Here is a 17,870-nt window from a genome sequence, read left to right as displayed (position 1 = left end):
TATTTAGCGACCTTTTGTTGTACCTATGTTTATGTCTTTCCATCATGCTTAAGTATTAGTGAATATCTTTCTTTTTGAAGCTGCCGCCCTTCACTTCTGCCACATCATACACAACTACAAAAGCGTTCGGGTCAATTTCATGAATGATCTCTTTAATTTTGCTCTCTTCCATACGGTTGATTACACAAGTGATTTCTTTGAACTGTTCATTGGAGTATCCGCCATATGCATCCGTATAGGTTGCTCCACGACCTAATCGGTCTCGAATGGTTTCGACCATGATTTCGGGTTGATTGGTGATGATTTTAAACGTTTTGGAACCGCTCAAGCCTTCTTCAACGATATGAATAACTTTGGAAGCAATGAAATAAGCTAGCCCCGACAAGATGGCGCCTTGTAGACCAAACACAGATGAAACGACGATAAATACAAACATGTTTAGGAACAAGATTAGATCACTGGTACCAAAAGGAACCTTTCGTGAAAGCAGTACAGCGAGCATATCTATTCCGTCCAATGCCCCGCCATTACGAAGTGCCAGACCCATACCGAAACCGATGATAATCCCGCCGACAACGGTAACCAGCAAGGTGTCCCCTTCAATAATGGTAGGTACATGGTGCATCAGACTGGTACTTACTGCGAGTGAAGCAATACCGATAATGGAATAGAGAGCGAAGCTTTTACCGATTTGCTTATATCCCAGCCACACAAAAGGAATGTTGATTATACCGATCAGCATCCCCAGTGGCAATCCAAACAATTGTGAACCAACGATACTCAGTCCCGTCACACCACCGTCCGAGACATTGTTGGGAATCAAAATGGCTTCAAGGCCATATGCCGTAATAAAAGCCCCGATGATGATCAATATAACTTTTGAAAAAATTCTTGCCTTATTCGATTTTGGTTTCTTTCTTTGATGCATTCAATTTCCTCCTTGGATAAGAACTCATAAAATATAGTGTATATTAATAATCACCATCTTGACAAATTTTTCGCATTCATTATGACTGTTAGTATTGCTTTTTTTCGTTCTTGTTACCCGTTGTATCCCCTGACAAACCTTAAAAGTACGGTCATGAAATTTTAAAAAAAAAATAAAAAAGCCGCTATATTAGCGACTTAAGGTGTGACGTATTTTATACCCACAAACACGCAATTACTTGTCATTAAGCCCTTTCCCATCAAGGATATGCGGGATGTACTTTTCAACTCTCGACTCTCGGGTCTTGGATTGTTTGGGTGAAGAAAAATGCATAATATATGCTCTCTGGCGTCCTGGTGTCAGTCCTTCGAAAGCTGCTTTCAGATCGGGTATTTCAACAAATTTGTTGGCTAATTCCTCAGGCAGGGTATACTCGTCATGCTTTTTAAGTTCAACTTGCAGACCCGCTTTCTCAATCTGAACGGCTTCCTCGATATAATCCTGGATGATCAGCTGCATTTCTTGAATCATCTGAGCATTGGTGAACCGAAGCTGACGTGCTGCCTGCACATTCTCCGTTTGCTGAATCAGGATTCCATGAGGGTCTTTTAGCAGCGCCCCTTTGTGAAACAACAGGGCACAATACTCCTTAAAACCATGGATCAGAACGATATTTTTACCGTCCAATGTGTAACAGGGATGCATCCACTTAAAATCTTCTGTCAGCCCGCAATCCAGAACGATCTCCCGCAGCAGCTCGAACTCTTCTTTCCAGTTCTTCAGCTTGTTGAAATAGGGATCAATTTTTGTATTTCTCTCACCTTTTAACATCGATGTCCCTCCTAAGATTATGCCAAAAGCTTCTCAAGCTCATCGCACCATTTACTCCAGCCATACTTGGCACCAGCCAGTGCTTGAGGATTGGAAATTCCGGTTTGTTCAAGGTGAAGGTTCACTTTACCGTTTCCTAAATCTTGTAATGTCCACGTAACCGTATGTTTCTCTCCGCTTTCCCAGGTATAGGACAGGCGAAGTGGTTCTTCTACGATCAGAACTTCTCCTTTAATAATTCCGTCCCAGTACTCCGTTGCCTGCGTTCGAAATTGAAAATGGTGACCAACGACTGGTTTGAAATCATTCTCCATCCCCTGACCGGTATGAATATTGGCTACCCACTTGGCAAGCTTGCTTGAATCCGTTAAGGCTGACCAGAGCTTCTCGACCGACGTCGTATACTGATAGTCCAATTCCAATGTTAAACTCATTCTTCTTCCTCCTTTAATAGTTGATCCAGGCGCATCAGATTTATACTCCAGAACTTGCTGTAGAAAGCCACCCAATCTTGAACTTCTTGTAATGGTGAAGCATTGAGCCTATACCTCGTTTCCCTGCCGACTTTTCGGTCAACGACCAGATTCGCCTCTTTAAGAATGGTCAGATGCTTGGATACCGCCGTCCGCCCCATTTCAAATTGTGAGGTTAATTCATGAAGAGGTACCTCCTCTGCTTCGGTTAACATCTGCATGAGCCGACGTCTGGTTGGATCTGCAATGGCATCAAATACATCACGTGATCTTTGGTTCTCACTCACACCACTTCCCTCCAATCTACTGTATCGGAACATGGATGATACGGAGGATTTGTTTTTAATGTCAATTTATATTTTGTGTTTGTTTTATTAAGACACCATTTGGTGTCGAATTGATTATATGACACCAAATGGTGTCGTGTCAACACATTTGAAAATTAGCTGCGGAGAGACTTCCTTCTCTGTTAACAGCAAATTATAAATAAAAAACACCTCGTATGAGGTGTTTTACGTTTTCTCAGTTAGCCAGTAGTTTTTTTATGAACGGGAAGATTCCACCCTGACTTGAACAGCTCCTAAAATTGTCTTATTCAGCGGGCATGCGTAATGCCTCTGTCTCATAGGATTGAAAGGCATTTTCCAAACCCAATCATGTATTGTACTCTTACATTCTTTTGTATCCATAGAACGAAAAGTCTACAAAATTTCCGCATCCATAGGCTTCAACCCATTCCCCTGTTTAAATGCCTACATACAATACCCTAGACTAATGAACAGGAGTGATGATGTATGACATTTTTACCTCCCTTTGGACCGGGTGGCGGGTTTGGTGGACCAGGCGGTCCTGGTGGAATTTTCGGACCGGGTGGTCCTGGAGGTCCTGGAGGACCATCAGGTCCACCTTCGTTCCCCGGAGGTGGGGGCGGTGGACCGCAAGGGGTGCAGCCTCCTCCCGGACCGCCGCCTTCATTTGTTCCACAGCAGTCGCCTTCATTGTATGCTGTAGATCCAAGAGCAATATCCGGTTGCCTGTTCCGGTACACGTATATTTGGCCGAATCAAGGTCCTGGCTTCTGGATGTATCCCGTATTTGTCGGCAGAAATTCGGTAGCCGGCTTCCGCTGGACTGGATTTTTCTGGGTGTACAGCGGCATTGACCTGCAGCGGATTAGCTCATTCAGCTGTTTCTAATACATTAAACACCCTGATTGCCGTTAATTGCGCAATTAGGGTGTTTTACATTGAATCCAGACCATTGAGATTGCAAGTGCCACTTCAATAAAAACAAATCCTTCTCATTACATTTTCTTGAAGCCAGAGTTTTCTACTTGTGATTGGAATACAATGAACCCTTCAATTTACCCGTCGACCAGAGCACGATCGGAAACCCAATGCCAAAGATCATGGCGTAGTAAGGCCAAACCTGATTTATCTCAATGATATATGAAACGTTGGGCCAGATAAAATTGGCCATGGCCAACATAATCAGTATCAAAGGAACGAATAGTGAATTCATGCTTCGAAGACGAAAAGATTCTGCAAGTCCTTGTGCTGAAACGTATAGAAGCAATGCAAGACGAAAAAAAATCGTGACGAACCAGACAATGGCAAGGATGATTTCAAACCGCTGAAGAAACTCCCCAATACTGATGGTCCGATCAATAAAAAAAGTAGGAAACGTCAAGTCCGCCACGACACCAGCGCTGATTACTGTGATGATCTGCATAACCATGAAAAAGTACATGGCTCCACTAATCAGAGCACTTGCAATCACCGATTTTCTCCACTTTTTCGGATCCGGGAAGTGATGTGCAAAGAAAAGAAACAAAACTGCCTCCAGATATGGAAAAGCAAAGAGATGGATGGATGCGAGAATAACAGGATTCAGTCCGTTCTCCAACATCGGCAGCAGGTTTTTGATATCTGCCTCTGAAAAAAGAGTAATCCTGACCAACAAGTAAAGGGCCAGAAGAAAAAAGATTAGAATCTCCGCACAACGCCCGATAACAACCGGACCCGAGCGAACAGCAAAATAGACGGCCAGGAGCATAATAAAATATACGGCATCATAGGGAGTTTCGGGCATAATGGAGGTCGTCACAAAGTCTCCCAGATTTCGAAGTGTCATGATACACTCCAGAAAGGGAAAGGCAAGTATAAAGAGGATGCTAATCGTCCCGCCCAAGGGACCAAACACGCTTCGGAGATGCGCAACAAAGGATCTGCCTTTCATTTGCTTGACGATAGAAGTATATAAGGGTATCAAAAGCAAATGAAAAGCAATGGAAATGGGGATGGAAAGCCAGGCATCCTGTTTAGCAACAGAACTTATGGCAGCTGGAAGCACCAAATACGCACTTCCAATCTGATACAATACAAACCAAGTGATGGCTTGTCGAACAGTTAATTTGCTCCCCACTACCGTCCCCCCTTTAAGATAAAATACGTGCAAAGTACTGGCTTACCGGTTGGAAAACCCACCGGATACCTGTTAATGGACTCGGAAGTTCAACGTGTACTAGCTCCAGAATGATCAACGTCGTCCCTACGGTGAACAATGTTAAACTAACCACCATTTCACGCACATAGTGCTTCTCTTTCAATTGACGAAACTCATAGAACATGGTCAGAATCGAGATGATTAGTACCGCATACAGCATATACATTCACTCCTAATGTTGCGGTTTAGAGTCGATAGGATTGGTAATTTTCCCAACCCGGTTTAAATGGAAACGGATATCCAGCTTCACCTCAAGCTTTTGAAATTTCTGCTTCCAATCCCCTCTCCATTGGTGCCATTGACGAGGGAACCTTTGATGAAAGGCTTCTCCGAATCCGAATATGTCGGAACCGATCTGCTGCGCCTTTTCAATACCTTCCTTCAGGATCTGTTCTTGTTCTTCTCTGGCTGCTGCCTGAAACTCATTAAATGTCTTGTCATCCTTCAGGTCAGCATCACATCCAACCTCGCCGATGTTTGCTTCAGTTTCCACGACAAGAGAGACAATCGGTTCATTATTTTTTATGTCCGGTTTCATTTTAACGTTGTTACGTATGACTTCAAAAGCAAATTCCCCTTCTGAATTCGGACATATGACGGAAGCTACAGAACTGGAAACACGGTTTGATATGTAGGTAAACGCCTTGCTTTTGGACTCTTCTATCCAGCCGATCAGACGATCTCCCTGAAAGACACCAATGCCGGTAAATAAATAGTTCGCGTGTTGTGGCGATTTAGTCACATTATCCACCTTCAATCCTTTGTCCAGATTGTTCAGCCGAATGCCAGTCAAGACCGGCTCAATGCCATCCTTCTTTAAACGCTGCAGAAGGTCTTTGACATTAACCGCGGAAGTGGGTGCCCATGTCCTTTCAGACACATTCAAAGCTTTATACATATCCATTGCAGGCAAAACCTCGGTTGGAGCCACAAACGTAACAGCATCCTTAGCTGAACTGCCTCTGACAACAGCCAAATGAAAATCAGGCCGAACTTCATGATCACGAAACAGGAAATCCAGCGGCTTCTTGATTCCTTTTTTTGCTGTATCTTCGTCAAAGATGACAAACTTTAGGTGAGACAGATACATCTTCCTTGATGACTCCGTAGTAAGTTTTCGAAGAGCTTCAAACAGCGTGTTTGCACGGCTGGAAAAAACGATTGTGGGTGACCGTTCCATCGCTCGATTACGAGACATCTGAGACGGATCAACTACTTGCAGACTAATCTCATACTGGCCATCTACAGTATCAATACCCATAGCCATCACGACGGATATTTCGTTTAACTCCTTACTACTCCAACACCCCGTAACAATAACCATAAGCAAAATGTACACTAACAATGTTGACATGATGGATCGGTACGAGTTCATCAGCTTACTCCCTTGGTTTGTTGTGATGATTTGCTTTGTTCTTAAATGGAAACCGCAGTACGGCATCGCTTTGTTTCGACGATTGGAAATTGGCTATTGGACTCATATATGGCACACCGAATGAATGAAGACTATTCAAATGCACAAGGAGCATGAGTATGCCTACCGTCAATCCGTATACGCCAAACATGGCGGCCATTCCAATAAAAGCAAACCGTAATATCCGGATGGGAATAGCCATGGTATAGGACGGGATAACAAAGCTTGAAATTGCTGTAATCGCGACAACAATGACCATAACTGGCGAAACGATGTTAGCTTCTACAGCGGCCTGGCCGATGACAATGGATCCAACAATCGAAACGGCCTGACCGACCGTTCGCGGCATTCGTAGACCAGCTTCTCTCAGGATCTCGAATATGATCTCCATGATCATCGCCTCAACAAATGCAGGAAAGGGTACACCCTCACGTTGCGCAGATAAACTCAGTAATAGAACCGTTGGGATCATGTCCTGATGAAATGTAGTTAGTGCCACATATATTGCTGGAGCCAGCATACATATTGCCAGGGAGATGTACCTTAAGACTCGAATGATGCTGCTATAAATAAAAGATTGATAATAATCCTCCGCGGATTGAATGAAATCAACAAATACTGCAGGCGCAAGGATGACAAAGGGAGTTCCGTCGATAAATATCGCGATTTTCCCTTCCATTACACCTGCTGCAATAGAGTCTGGGCGATCCGAATTATAAAATATCGGGAAAATGGTCAACTGTTTCTTCTCTGTCAGAGATTCTTCGAGATACTCCCCTTCAAGCACTCGATCTATCCTCATGCTTTTTAATTTGGATAACAGGTTCAGAACCATTTTCTGATCTGCCACCCCATTCATATACATGACCGATATGTCTGTCTTTGTTTTTTCGCCAACCTTGACGTTTGTTAGCCGAACTCTTGTATCCTTCACTCGGCGACGGACCATCGTTGTATTGGTACGCAGATTCTCCGTAAACGATTCTTGAGGACCTCGGATCACAGGCTGCGTCTTCGATTCGGTTATACCGCGTTCTTCCCAACCAGGTATGGAAACGACTATCCCTTCCCCCATCCCGTCGATTAGCAGGAGCAGTCCGCCTGATAGAATCTGGTCCAATGCATCTTCATAGTTTTGAACCAAACTTGCTTCTCCGACATCTAGTATGCTATTTTTCAAAAATGGCAAAGACAACTCATTGGAATCGGAAAAGGTGAATTCATGCAATGGACGAATCACGCTGTCCTGAACCTTTTGCAAGTCAACCATTCCATCCAAATAAAACAGAGCCGCTTGATTCCTCCCAATTGTGATCTCACGAACAACAAAATCAGAACTGTTTCCCATGAAGTCACATATGAGATCGACATTCTCGCGAATTTGTTTAGAAAATTCAGGTTGTAACTTCATTTCCACAATCCCCCTTGGATATGTAGTATTGGTACTAATTCAAATATTAAAACAAAACGTTCTAAACTTCGTGCTGGTAGCTTTACTGGTGCAATCATAGTCACATAAACAAAAAGACCGCCTTGTTGGACGGTCTTTTATCCGTACTATTCGTTTTTGAGGTTCATTCCAACCCTTTTTTACCGTATTCTGTCAGGAATTCAACGGTTTGCGGATCATAGTGGGAGAAAAATGCACTTTGCTCTGTATCAAGAGCAGTTATTTTTTCCATATCCTGAGCAGATAATTGAAAATCAAAAACGTTTAAGTTCTGTTCCATCCGATCTTTATTGACCGTCTTCGGAATTACGACTACACCGCGTTGAATGAGGAAGCGCAGAGCGACTTGTGCTGTCGACTTATTGTATTGATTCCCAATCTCCTGCAAAGTAGCGTTAGTGAACAGGTCATTTCTACCTTCTGCAAAAGGACCCCATGATTCAATCTGCGTATTGTATTTCTTCATAATCTCATGTGCTTTAGCTTGCTGGTTAAAAACATGCGTCTCGACCTGATTGACTGCAGGTACAACCTCGCTGAACTGTACGAGATCGATATATCTGTCCGGATAGAAATTGCTGACCCCGATGGCTCTAATCTTACCGGCTTTATAGTATTCTTCCATTGCCCGGTATGTCCCATAGTAATCATTGAATGGCTGATGAATCAGGAGCAAATCCAAATAATCAAGCTGGAGTTTTTTCAGTGATTCCTCAATTGAAGCTTTCGCTTTTTCATAGCCAGCATTGGATATCCAGACTTTTGTCGTGATAAAGAACTCCTCTCTTGGCACTCCACTTTTCTTGATGGCACGTCCTACAGCTTCTTCATTACGATACGCCTGTGCAGTATCAATGGAACGATAGCCTACGCTTATCGCATCTAGCACACATTTTTCACATTCGTCCTGATCTGGAATTTGATAAACTCCATATCCGAGAATCGGCATCTGTACCCCATTATTTAATGTTACATACTCCATTCTTCATTCCTCCTATTCAAGCTATAGATAATCCACGAAACGCCTAATCCTATTATGCAACAAATGAAATAATATCAGTTATCTCATTTGTCTCATATGTTTGCCTATTCCTCTTACACAGATGATTGTTACCTCTATTACAGAAGAAACCGCTGTCCTTATGTTTAATGTGTTACTTCTATTCATTTTGTGAAGGATCGTATAAATTTATTGGAAAATAAGGCTGCTAGCTCACTTGATTTAGATACCATCTCAAGGATCTTAAACTATTTGAATTTGATTATTCAACAATTCAATAAGGTGCAGACATGTTAATCGTTCAAAGTGTACAGAGATGAATATATCCCCCAGTGTATTTATCAAATCCATAGATTGGGTCTACCATCTGTAGAATTTATAGAATCAGTTATCAATATAAATAATAAAGGTTTACATAATAAATAATATGAATACTTCAAGGTTTGAAGATGTGTTTTCTAAATAAAGTCACTCTCTCTTTTCTATACTAATATCCCCATAATGTTCAAACAAAAAAGAAAGCTATACAAAAAAGCCGCTATAAATAGCGACTTTAATGTGAGATGTGACCCATGAATGATTAATCCACATTTTAGCCTTACTTATCCTCCGTAAACAAGAACAACTACTTCGTGTCTACTGCATCACCCGAAACGATGTTTCTCCAGCCTCCCAAATGAGACATATCCACTGCATCCTGAGCAGCCGAAGCTTCGCATATGAATCCGGATACCAACCTGCCGTCCTGCAGCTTAATTTTCCCTATACCTAATGGAGCAGGAATAGTTGCAGTGAATGAACCAAAGGAGGATAGCGGCATGCTCCACAATTCCAGATCAATGGATGTCCCCTCTTCAAGGGAGTGCACTAACCCCGGTTTTGCAGGACTTGTGTTCAGTTTGTACAGTCGATATTCTGGAGCGGTTCGCGTTTCCTCCACAAAAAAGGCTCCTAACCCGGTCATCTGGGGTTCCAGTGACATGCCTCTCATATGCAGTCCGCAGACAGCAACCAAAAGACGTTTGTGATGCGGCTCAAGTATTCTTGCTGCTTCAACCATGGAAGCTTCCTGCTCAGGCAATGTGAACAGGGTTATTCCAAAAGGCATATCCTCTGCAGCCTTGCCTGCCGGAACAGCAATGGCACTCAAATCAAGCAAATTGCAATGATTCGTGTACATTCCCATGTGGCTGTTGGTTTGAATCGGATCCTGCTGCACTTGTTCTCTTGTCCATGTTCCTCCGCAGGTTGGCAATACAAGAATGGCGTTATGCAGCCATTCTGCCGTGCTTCGCCGAATTTCGGCTAGTCGGTGCTGTGCCCGGAATAGTGCAGCAGCCGTAAATGTTTCCTTGCTGCCTGTTCGGAGCACTTTCTCCGTTACAGGAAACAACGCTCCTGGATGCTGATGGGCGAACATCTCCAGATCCGCCCATCGTTCTGCAACAAGCGGTCCTTCATACAGAAGTGCTGCGGCTTCTTGCAGCATGGATATATCGACCTCTTCGACATGTACTCCTGACTGCAGCAAGGTTTGTTTGGCGGCTTGCCAAGCCACCTCGTATGCTTCTGCAAAGGGACCAAAGAAGGTTAATTCTCCTTTGGGTAACAACCATTTGGCAGGTGCACGGGTTGGTCCCAAAGGACGTGTTTTGGAGAAAGCATCATCTGCATGCGGGCCTCGTACGATCCGGTCAACGGAAACAGCATCTTCGAGGTCATGGGTAAACACGGTAATGCAGTCAATGCTGCGGCATGCAGGCACCAAACCAGCGGAAGGCCATGCGCCTACTGCAGGTTTGTAACCAACCAGACCATGCAGTGCAGCCGGAATTCGGCCCGACCCGGCGGTATCTGTCCCAAGTGAGAACGATGCTTGCCCCAGTGCCACCGCTACGGCTGAGCCTGAACTGGATCCTCCGCTGATCAGTTCGGGCTGCAATGCGTTACGTGTCTCCCCATAAGGACTTCTCGTACCGACCAATCCTGTGGCGAATTGGTCCAGATTGGTTTTACCGACAGGTATGGCACCTGCAGCAATAAGTCGTTCCACAACAATAGCATGGTGTTCCGAAACCGATGAGAACTCAGGACAACCAGCCGTTACTGGCCAGCCTTGGACCTCGATGTTGTCTTTGATGGCAAAAGGAATGCCCCACAGCGGATATTCGGTAATGGACAAGTGCTGAAGTTTCTCCAGGTACGGCGTAATTCGTTCCCTAGACGGCGGCGTGATCCAGATATGGTAATCCTCCGTATCCTTTGCCCGCTCGATGATGCTCTCCACCACTTCCGCTGGTGTGAAGCTTCCTCGTAGATATCCTGTACGCAGAGCACTGATCGACATCAATTCCGGGATGGCATTTACCGTCATCGCGCAACCTCCCCCTTAATCGTTGGAATGATGGCAGCAATCCAGTCTCCCGATTTAATCTGGTCACCCGGCGAGACGTAGATAGAAGCAATAACTCCATCCGTTGGAGCGAGCTGCGGAAACTCCATTTTCATACTTTCTTCTATTATAATAGTGTCTCCCTTTCGCACTTCCTGGCCAGGCTCAACCAGTACCTTCCATACACTGCCCGACATTGAACTGCTCATGCCCAGACTCCCTTCCGGCATCTCGACTTCTTCCAGCGCTGCCGCTGCTTCAGGTTCAGATACATACTCCGCAATACCGAGTTCCTTCCAGTAATTTCGTTCAGCCTGGAATGCACTCTGCTGCTGCTGACGAAAAGTTCCGGATTCGTTCTCAATCGTTTTCAACCAGTTCAGATAGGGCCCCAGATGGAATGTGGTTTCCTCTACTTGAAGTTCAAATCCTCCTCGCGGGAATTCTTCACGCATTTTCAGCAGTTCAGCTTCCGAAACAGGATAAAATTGAAGCTGATCAAAGAACTGCAGCAGCCAAGGTTTTCCTGCCTCGAAATTGCTTGTTTCTCTGAACGAGTTCCACATTTGCACTGTACGACCGACAAATTGATACCCACCCGGGCCTTCCATGCCATACACGCAGAGGTACGCGCCGCCTATGCCTACGGCATTTTCTGGAGTCCATGTCCGTGCAGGATTATATTTGGTGGTTACGAGCCGGTGGCGTGGATCCAGTGGTACGGCAACAGGTGCTCCCAGGTACACGTCACCAAGTCCCATGACGAGATACGAGGCGTTGAATACAATTTCCGCTACCTCTTCCAGCGAACCGAGTCCATTCATACGCCGGATAAACTCCAGGTTGCTGGGACACCAAGGTGCATCAGGTCTAACGTTTTGCTGATATCGCTCAATGGCGAGCTGCGTCGCTGGGTCATCCCACGACAATGGTAATTTGACAATTCGCGAGGGTACCTCAATCGTTTCCAGCTCAGGAAGCTGCAGGTCCAGCTCCATGATTCGTGCTGCCGCTTCTTTTACGGTCATGCGGGTAGCATCCAGGTGGATCTGCAGAGAGCGAATGCCTGGTGTCAATTCGATATAAGGAATGTTTCCATTCTCCTTAATTGCTTCCATAAGTACGTATGCCTGGAATCGGTATAACAAGTTCAACTCGCGTTCTCCGTATTCGACCAGAATATTTTCATCACCAGAGCAGCGTACAGTAATGGAGAAACGTCTGCCTTCCACCGCTTGGGCCAGAATCGGCATATACTCACCAGTTGATGTTTCGACTAAAACCGGCAACTCATGCGGAACGTCCAGTTCCCGCAAGTACAACTCTTGTTCTGCTCTTAACTGCTCGGCTTCCTCAACGGTAATGAGTCTGAAACGGACTTTATCACCAGGGCTGAGTTGACCCAGCTTCCATAATTCAGCCGTTGCCGTTGTCACCGGACAGACAAAACCACCAAGACTGGGACCATCCGGACCGAGCAGGATCGGCATATCGCCTGTCAGATCAAGTGCACCGACGGCATAGGCGTTATCATGAATGTTGGAAGGGTGAAGTCCTGCATCTCCACCGTCGGTTCTTGCCCACAGCGGAGCCGGACCGATCAATCGGACACCTGTTCGGGAACTGTTGAAATGCACTTCCCATGTCGTCTCCGTCAGCTGATTCAGATAAGCCGGAAGAACATATTCGTCCGTACAATGAGGTCCCGGTATCACACCAATCGTCCATTCATTGTTGTATTGTGGTCTGCGTTCTGTACTGAGAGGAGCAAGCAGAGCCGGAGCATTTCCTTCTTTTTCATGCACCCGGAGAACTGCACCCGTTCGCAGCGCACTCCCACGGTGTCCACCGAATCCCCCCAATGTGAAGGTTGCTGAGCTGCCAAGTGTGATCGGCATGTCGAGCCCCCCGGATACGAGCAGGTACGTTCGCATTCCCTGTTTGGCTTCACCCAGAGTCAGCACTGCACCAGGAGATGCATTTGTCGGTGTGTAAGGTTCCACATGAACGCCATCCAGTTCGGCTTTCATATCTGCTCCTGTCAGGCAGATGGTCATTTCATCCCGGAAGCGATAAGTTCCCCCACGCAGCGTCATTTCCATTCCGGCCGCTTGTACGTCATTGCCGAGCAGTCTGTTGCCAATGCGGAAGGCAAGCTGATCCATCGGGCCGGACGGCGGTACGCCGATATCCCAGTAGCCGATCCTGCCGGGACTATCCTGTACAGTCGTCTGAACACCTCCGTCCAGAACTTCGATCGCACGCTCCATTGGTTTAAAGCCCAAAAGCATTCGGGTATATACTTCTCCATTAGCGAAAGCATCGTTATCCAGAAATGCTTCGATATAAGCCTGATTGGTGGTGACACCGTATACCCGGAGTTCACGAAGAGCACTCTTCATTTTGTTTATAGCTTCCATGCGCGTGCTCGCGTGCACTATTAATTTTGCCAGCATCGGATCATACAAGGTAGTTACGTTCAATCCAGGCTGAATCCAGCTTTCAACTCGCACGTCATCAGGCCAGTGAATGGCATCAATGCGTCCATCGCTCGGCCGAAAATCATTCATGCAATCCTCAGCATACAGACGTACCTGGAGACTGTGTCCTGTTGGTACGGGAACCATAACGTTTAATGAATCGCTCTCGTGAGCTGCCTCCTTGACCATCCATTCCACCAAATCAATGCCAAGTACCTCTTCTGTCACCCCATGCTCGACTTGAAGTCTGGTGTTCACCTCGAGAAAATAAAACCGCTGCTCATCAGGGTCGTACAGAAACTCAACCGTTCCCGCGTTACGGTAACCTGCCGAAATCGCCAGTCTGCGGGCACACTCATGCATCTCTTGCCGGATTGCATCCGGCAGGCATGGTGCAGGGGTCTCTTCAATGATTTTCTGATTACGCCGTTGCACTGAACAATCACGCTCTCCCAAAGCGACTGCTTCACCGTTACCTGTGCCAAAAATCTGAACCTCGACATGACGTGCACGTGCAATATACTTTTCAATGAACACGCCCCCGTCATTAAAATTGGCGGATGCCAAACGTGTTACGGATTCAAATGCCTCCCTAAGCACATCATCGTGTTCACAGACCCGCATGCCGATTCCACCACCACCGGCAGTGGATTTCAACATGACGGGATAACCGATGATTTCAGCTTGTTGAACCGCATCATCCAGAGACTGTATCAGGCTTGTGCCTGGCAGTAAGGGTACTCCAGCTTCTGCAGCCATTGCTCGTGCCGTATGCTTCAAGCCGAAAAGCTCAATATGTTCAGGAGAGGGACCGATAAACGTAATACCTCGCTCAGCACACGCTCTGGCAAAAGCCGCGTTCTCACTCAGAAATCCGTACCCGGGATGAATCGCATCTGCCCCTGTCTCTGCTGCTGTCTGGAGTACCAATTCGGCGTTGACGTAACTCTCTCTTGCGGGCCCTTCTCCGATCAGTACTGCTTCGTCGGCAAGCTCAACATGTAAGCTATCTCGGTCTGCTGTAGTGTAGATGGCTACACTGGAGATACCCATCAGACGCAAAGTCCGAATAATGCGTACTGCAATGGCACCCCGATTCGCAATCAGTACCTTTTTAAACATTGGCGCTCACTCCTTCTGCATCCCATATAAGGACTTTGGCTGGTGTTGGGTTGTAGGCATTACATGGATTGTTTAACTGCGGGCAGTTACTGATCAGGACGGTTACCGGTGCCAAAGCAAGGAGTTCAACATAGCGACCCGGTGCAGATAGACCATCGGCGAAGGTTAACTCTCCTTCCGGTGTCACTGGCACATTCATGAAAAAGTTGACGTTTGGGGCGAGATCCCGCTTGGTATATTCATCTCGCTGAGAGAGCATTAACATAAAGGTGTCACGACAGTTGTGCATGGGCAATTTATCATGAGCATAGCGGACGGTATTGCTCTGAGCGGAGCAAGCGCCACCGATTGTGTCATGCCTTCCGCAGGTATCGGCTGTTATCCGCAACAACTCTCGGCCTGATTCAGCGAGCAGCGTTGAACCTGTTGTCAAATACAGATTGCCCTGGCGGGTAATGGTTCTCACTGCACTATAATGATCTGACGGATCCTCCGTGGAATAAAACAGCGTATCAACAGCTTGATTGCCTTCCATATCAACAATGCGAAGAACCTGGCCTGGGAGCAAATCATGTATCCAGCCATCACCCGCAGCGATGACTTGCTCATACCAGGCTTTTTCGGTCAGTAATGGACTCTGGACAGGTTGAAATGTACTCATATTAGTTGGCTCCCTTCAGCAAAGCATATGCGTTCCACGTATTTTCAAAGGCTCTCCGGTTCTCTGCACAGTGCAGTACACACGGGTCCATCTCAGAGACAGGCTCGGCATCTGTCACGGAAACAACGATGGATGCGGCCGGGTATTGTCCCGAAGGATCAAGTGGATGAGGTGTGTTCGATAACACGAGCAGCATATCCATTTCTGTGCGGATGGTCACTGAGCGTTCTGCCGTTTCCTGCAGCGAGTAATTCATCGTTCCGTCCAGCTCACAAACGACTTTGGAGAAAAAGTTGACCGGAACCCCGATATCGCGTGGTGACAGATTGTTCCGGAACAGTTCAACCTTTAAGTTCTCTTCCCCGCTTCTAAGCCAGTCATTACGGTGATCCTGATATGAGGTCTTCCCATACTTTTCATCCGTACCCTCTCGTGTTGTATATCCGGATAAAGGATCATGCCAGCCTACCGAATCCTCCGTAATGGAAGCAAGCGCCTTTCCCTGATCCGTCATCAATATATTGCCTCTTGTCAAAAAAGCGGTATGTTGGGCTTTGAGCGTATCCGGCATATTGTACCGTTCCGCTGGATCATGTGCATGGAAGAACAATGCCGACACATTAGCTCGATCCCCTGTTGCCTTTAATGTAATGGATTTTCCTCTTCCTACATGAGCAGACCATTTGCTTCCAGGCTGCATCGTCATTGTAAATAGGGCTGTCATTGTTCATTCCTCCTGTAGAAAAGTATAGAAAAAAGCCCGGGAGAAACATCAAAGATTGCTCTTTGATCGATTCTCCCGGGCTTTTATCCCGCCGTGTACATCAGGTTTTAATCTCCCAATGCGTTTTCTCTCGGACCAGTCAGCCAGTGGACGGCTCGGAACCCTAGAAAACATTTTATTTAATTGATGTTATGAATACTAACACGTAAAATTACATTTCACAATACTTTTTTTAAAATATGCGATAAAAAAACCAATTACACTTGCACTTTTTTCATATTCTTCTCAAAATAACGAAATACGTACTATAGAAAATGCACTAATGTTCGTATATTTCTAAAAAAATAACTTGATTTTTGATAAAACCCCTGTAAAAATGTGAAGTGTCATGACATAGCATTACGATGTATCATTCTCGATTCTGAAGGAGGTTTTATAATGTCACAAAATATAACACTAAAAAGAAATCTCTCCTTGAGCCATGTGGTGACCATGGGGCTGGCCTGGATGTCTCCCATGATTTTTTTCACAAGTTTCGGCGTGCTGCATGAGGGTTCACAAGGTATGCTCCTGGCTGCCTATGTCCTTGCTTTTGTAGCCATTTTATTTACAGCTGGCAGCTACGGGCAGATGGCCAAAGCTTTTCCAGTGTCTGGTTCGGCGTATACCTATGTAAGCCAGGCCATGAATCCGTTTATCGGTTTTCTGGTGGGCTGGGTGATTCTGCTTGATTATTTGTTTTCCTGCATTGTAGCTGTACTCATGTTTGGCATTAATCTACATGCTCAGTTTCCCTCCATCCCTTCTCCTGTCTGGATTGTGCTTTTAACCCTAATTGTGATGACCATCAACATCATCGGCATCAAAACGTCAGCAAACGTCAACAAAATCTTTGTTCTGATGCAGATCATTTTTATAGCAGGGTTCTGTGCATTTCTTGTATACAAAGCAGTGACACAAGGGGTATCCGCAGGATTTAATCCTCTTCATTCCGTAGAAGGGGTTCCTTTCTCCGCCGTAATGGCGGGTGCATCTCTTGTTTGTTTCTCTTTCCTTGGTTTTGACTCCATTACAACGATGGCGGAAGAAACGCGAAAACCCGAAAAAACGATACCTCGGGCCATCCTGATTATCGTTAGCGTCGCCGGGATCATGTATTTTGCAACAGCATATTTAATTCAACAAATGTATCCCTCGTTCACTTTTACACATATGGACGCTGCAGGATTCGAATTAATGCAGGTTATAGGCGGAGGAACGCTTGCATCCATCTTCACCTTTGTCGTTATTTTCTCCGTGCTCGCACAGGGCATGTCCTCCATGACAACCGTTTCAAGGCTGCTGTTTGTCATGGGTAGATCCTCCTTGCTTCCTCGGAAATTCAGTTCTGTTCACCCCAAATTCCGTACACCTGTGTTCAACATTGTGCTGGTCAGCATCATCTCCCTGGCTGCCTTATTCATTAGTCTGGAGACAGCCATCATGTTTGTCAGTTTCGGTGCGCTAACGGCCTTCCTGTTCGTTAATCTTTCCGTCATCTGTCACTACATCATTCGCGAGAAAAAACGCAGTGTGCAGGACTGGATTGTGAGAATGGTCTTTCCCTTGTTAGGCGCCTTGTTCATTCTATATCTTATCACTCAACTTGAAGCTTCCTCTTTGCTTCTTGGTACGGGCTGGATCGCTCTTGGCCTCGTTCTGTATGTGAATCAACGAATGAGATCCTCTTCAGTGCCCAAGGTGTTGCCAGAGATTGAAGAGGCCATGTGAGTGAAATCAATCATTCATTTATCAGTAAGCTTTCTCTCCCTGCGTGTACCATAAAAAAGAACCTGAATGCAGCATTCAGGTTCTTTTTTTTCTGTACTCATCTTTTGATTTCACAATGCA

General features: G+C 45.7%; 15 protein-coding genes and 1 riboswitch. Of the genes, 2 read left to right on the top strand and 13 right to left on the bottom strand.

The features are described 5' to 3' along the window. Positions 1–55: 55 nt before the first annotated feature. The 4 genes from AC3RCI_RS14410 to AC3RCI_RS14395 all read right to left on the bottom strand — a co-directional run bounded on the left by AC3RCI_RS14410 (position 56) and on the right by AC3RCI_RS14395 (position 2,519). On the bottom strand, positions 56–928 hold the full coding sequence (locus AC3RCI_RS14410; RefSeq protein WP_127535726.1) for a YitT family protein: 873 nt from the start codon (positions 926–928) through the stop codon (positions 56–58). A gap of 234 nt (positions 929–1,162) precedes the next feature. Continuing rightward, a complete protein-coding gene (locus AC3RCI_RS14405; RefSeq protein WP_492529654.1) occupies positions 1,163–1,759 on the bottom strand; it encodes a YdeI/OmpD-associated family protein in 597 nt (198 codons plus the stop codon). A 17-nt stretch (positions 1,760–1,776) separates the two neighbouring features. Next, positions 1,777–2,193: an SRPBCC family protein gene (locus AC3RCI_RS14400; protein WP_492529652.1), complete on the bottom strand. Its 417-nt coding sequence runs from the start codon at positions 2,191–2,193 to the stop codon at positions 1,777–1,779. Continuing rightward, positions 2,190–2,519 carry an ArsR/SmtB family transcription factor gene (locus tag AC3RCI_RS14395; protein WP_127535729.1) on the bottom strand — a complete coding sequence of 110 codons (330 nt, stop codon included), beginning with the start codon at positions 2,517–2,519 and terminating at the stop codon, positions 2,190–2,192. Before AC3RCI_RS14395 ends, AC3RCI_RS14400 begins: the two co-directional genes overlap by 4 nt. A gap of 507 nt (positions 2,520–3,026) precedes the next feature. Here AC3RCI_RS14395 and AC3RCI_RS14390 point away from each other — a divergent pair. Continuing rightward, positions 3,027–3,428 carry a collagen-like protein gene (locus AC3RCI_RS14390; RefSeq protein ID WP_492529651.1) on the top strand — a complete coding sequence of 134 codons (402 nt, stop codon included), beginning with the start codon at positions 3,027–3,029 and terminating at the stop codon, positions 3,426–3,428. Positions 3,429–3,561: 133 nt separating this feature from the next. On the opposite strand, the gene AC3RCI_RS14385 is transcribed toward AC3RCI_RS14390, so the two are convergent. The 9 genes from AC3RCI_RS14385 to AC3RCI_RS14345 all read right to left on the bottom strand — a co-directional run bounded on the left by AC3RCI_RS14385 (position 3,562) and on the right by AC3RCI_RS14345 (position 15,980). Continuing rightward, entirely contained in the window at positions 3,562–4,656 is a 1,095-nt protein-coding gene (locus AC3RCI_RS14385; RefSeq protein ID WP_492529649.1) for a GerAB/ArcD/ProY family transporter, read from the bottom strand. A gap of 13 nt (positions 4,657–4,669) precedes the next feature. Next, positions 4,670–4,897, bottom strand: coding sequence for a hypothetical protein (locus AC3RCI_RS14380; protein ID WP_492529647.1), 228 nt, complete (start codon positions 4,895–4,897; stop codon positions 4,670–4,672). Between the two features lie 12 nt (positions 4,898–4,909). Then, positions 4,910–6,112, bottom strand: a complete 1,203-nt coding sequence (locus AC3RCI_RS14375) for a Ger(x)C family spore germination protein (RefSeq protein WP_492529645.1) — start codon at positions 6,110–6,112, stop codon at positions 4,910–4,912. Positions 6,113–6,116: 4 nt separating this feature from the next. After that, positions 6,117–7,562 (bottom strand): spore germination protein, encoded by a 1,446-nt coding sequence (locus AC3RCI_RS14370; RefSeq protein ID WP_492473096.1) that lies wholly within the window; start codon positions 7,560–7,562, stop codon positions 6,117–6,119. A gap of 163 nt (positions 7,563–7,725) precedes the next feature. Next, positions 7,726–8,583, bottom strand: coding sequence for an aldo/keto reductase (locus AC3RCI_RS14365; protein ID WP_492529643.1), 858 nt, complete (start codon positions 8,581–8,583; stop codon positions 7,726–7,728). A 643-nt stretch (positions 8,584–9,226) separates the two neighbouring features. Further along, positions 9,227–10,975, bottom strand: a complete 1,749-nt coding sequence (locus AC3RCI_RS14360; protein WP_492529641.1) for an allophanate hydrolase — start codon at positions 10,973–10,975, stop codon at positions 9,227–9,229. Continuing rightward, the gene (uca, locus tag AC3RCI_RS14355; RefSeq protein WP_492529639.1) at positions 10,972–14,595 is read right to left on the bottom strand and encodes an urea carboxylase; all 3,624 of its coding nucleotides are present in this window, start codon (positions 14,593–14,595) and stop codon (positions 10,972–10,974) included. Before uca ends, AC3RCI_RS14360 begins: the two co-directional genes overlap by 4 nt. Next, complete coding sequence (locus AC3RCI_RS14350) at positions 14,588–15,256, bottom strand: urea amidolyase associated protein UAAP2 (RefSeq protein WP_492529637.1); 669 nt, start codon at positions 15,254–15,256, stop codon at positions 14,588–14,590. Before AC3RCI_RS14350 ends, uca begins: the two co-directional genes overlap by 8 nt. A 1-nt stretch (position 15,257) precedes the next feature. Then, positions 15,258–15,980, bottom strand: a complete 723-nt coding sequence (locus tag AC3RCI_RS14345; RefSeq protein WP_492529635.1) for an urea amidolyase associated protein UAAP1 — start codon at positions 15,978–15,980, stop codon at positions 15,258–15,260. Between the two features lie 70 nt (positions 15,981–16,050). After that, a riboswitch (guanidine-I (ykkC/yxkD leader) is annotated at positions 16,051–16,158 on the bottom strand. Positions 16,159–16,418: 260 nt separating this feature from the next. Here AC3RCI_RS14345 and AC3RCI_RS14340 point away from each other — a divergent pair. Beyond that, positions 16,419–17,750 (top strand): APC family permease, encoded by a 1,332-nt coding sequence (locus AC3RCI_RS14340; protein WP_336780081.1) that lies wholly within the window; start codon positions 16,419–16,421, stop codon positions 17,748–17,750. Positions 17,751–17,870 lie beyond the last annotated feature (120 nt).

The organism is Paenibacillus sp. MT124 (assembly GCF_058792755.1).
The sequence above is the reverse complement of the archived record's forward strand: the minus strand, read 5'-3'. Positions and strand labels throughout refer to the sequence as shown.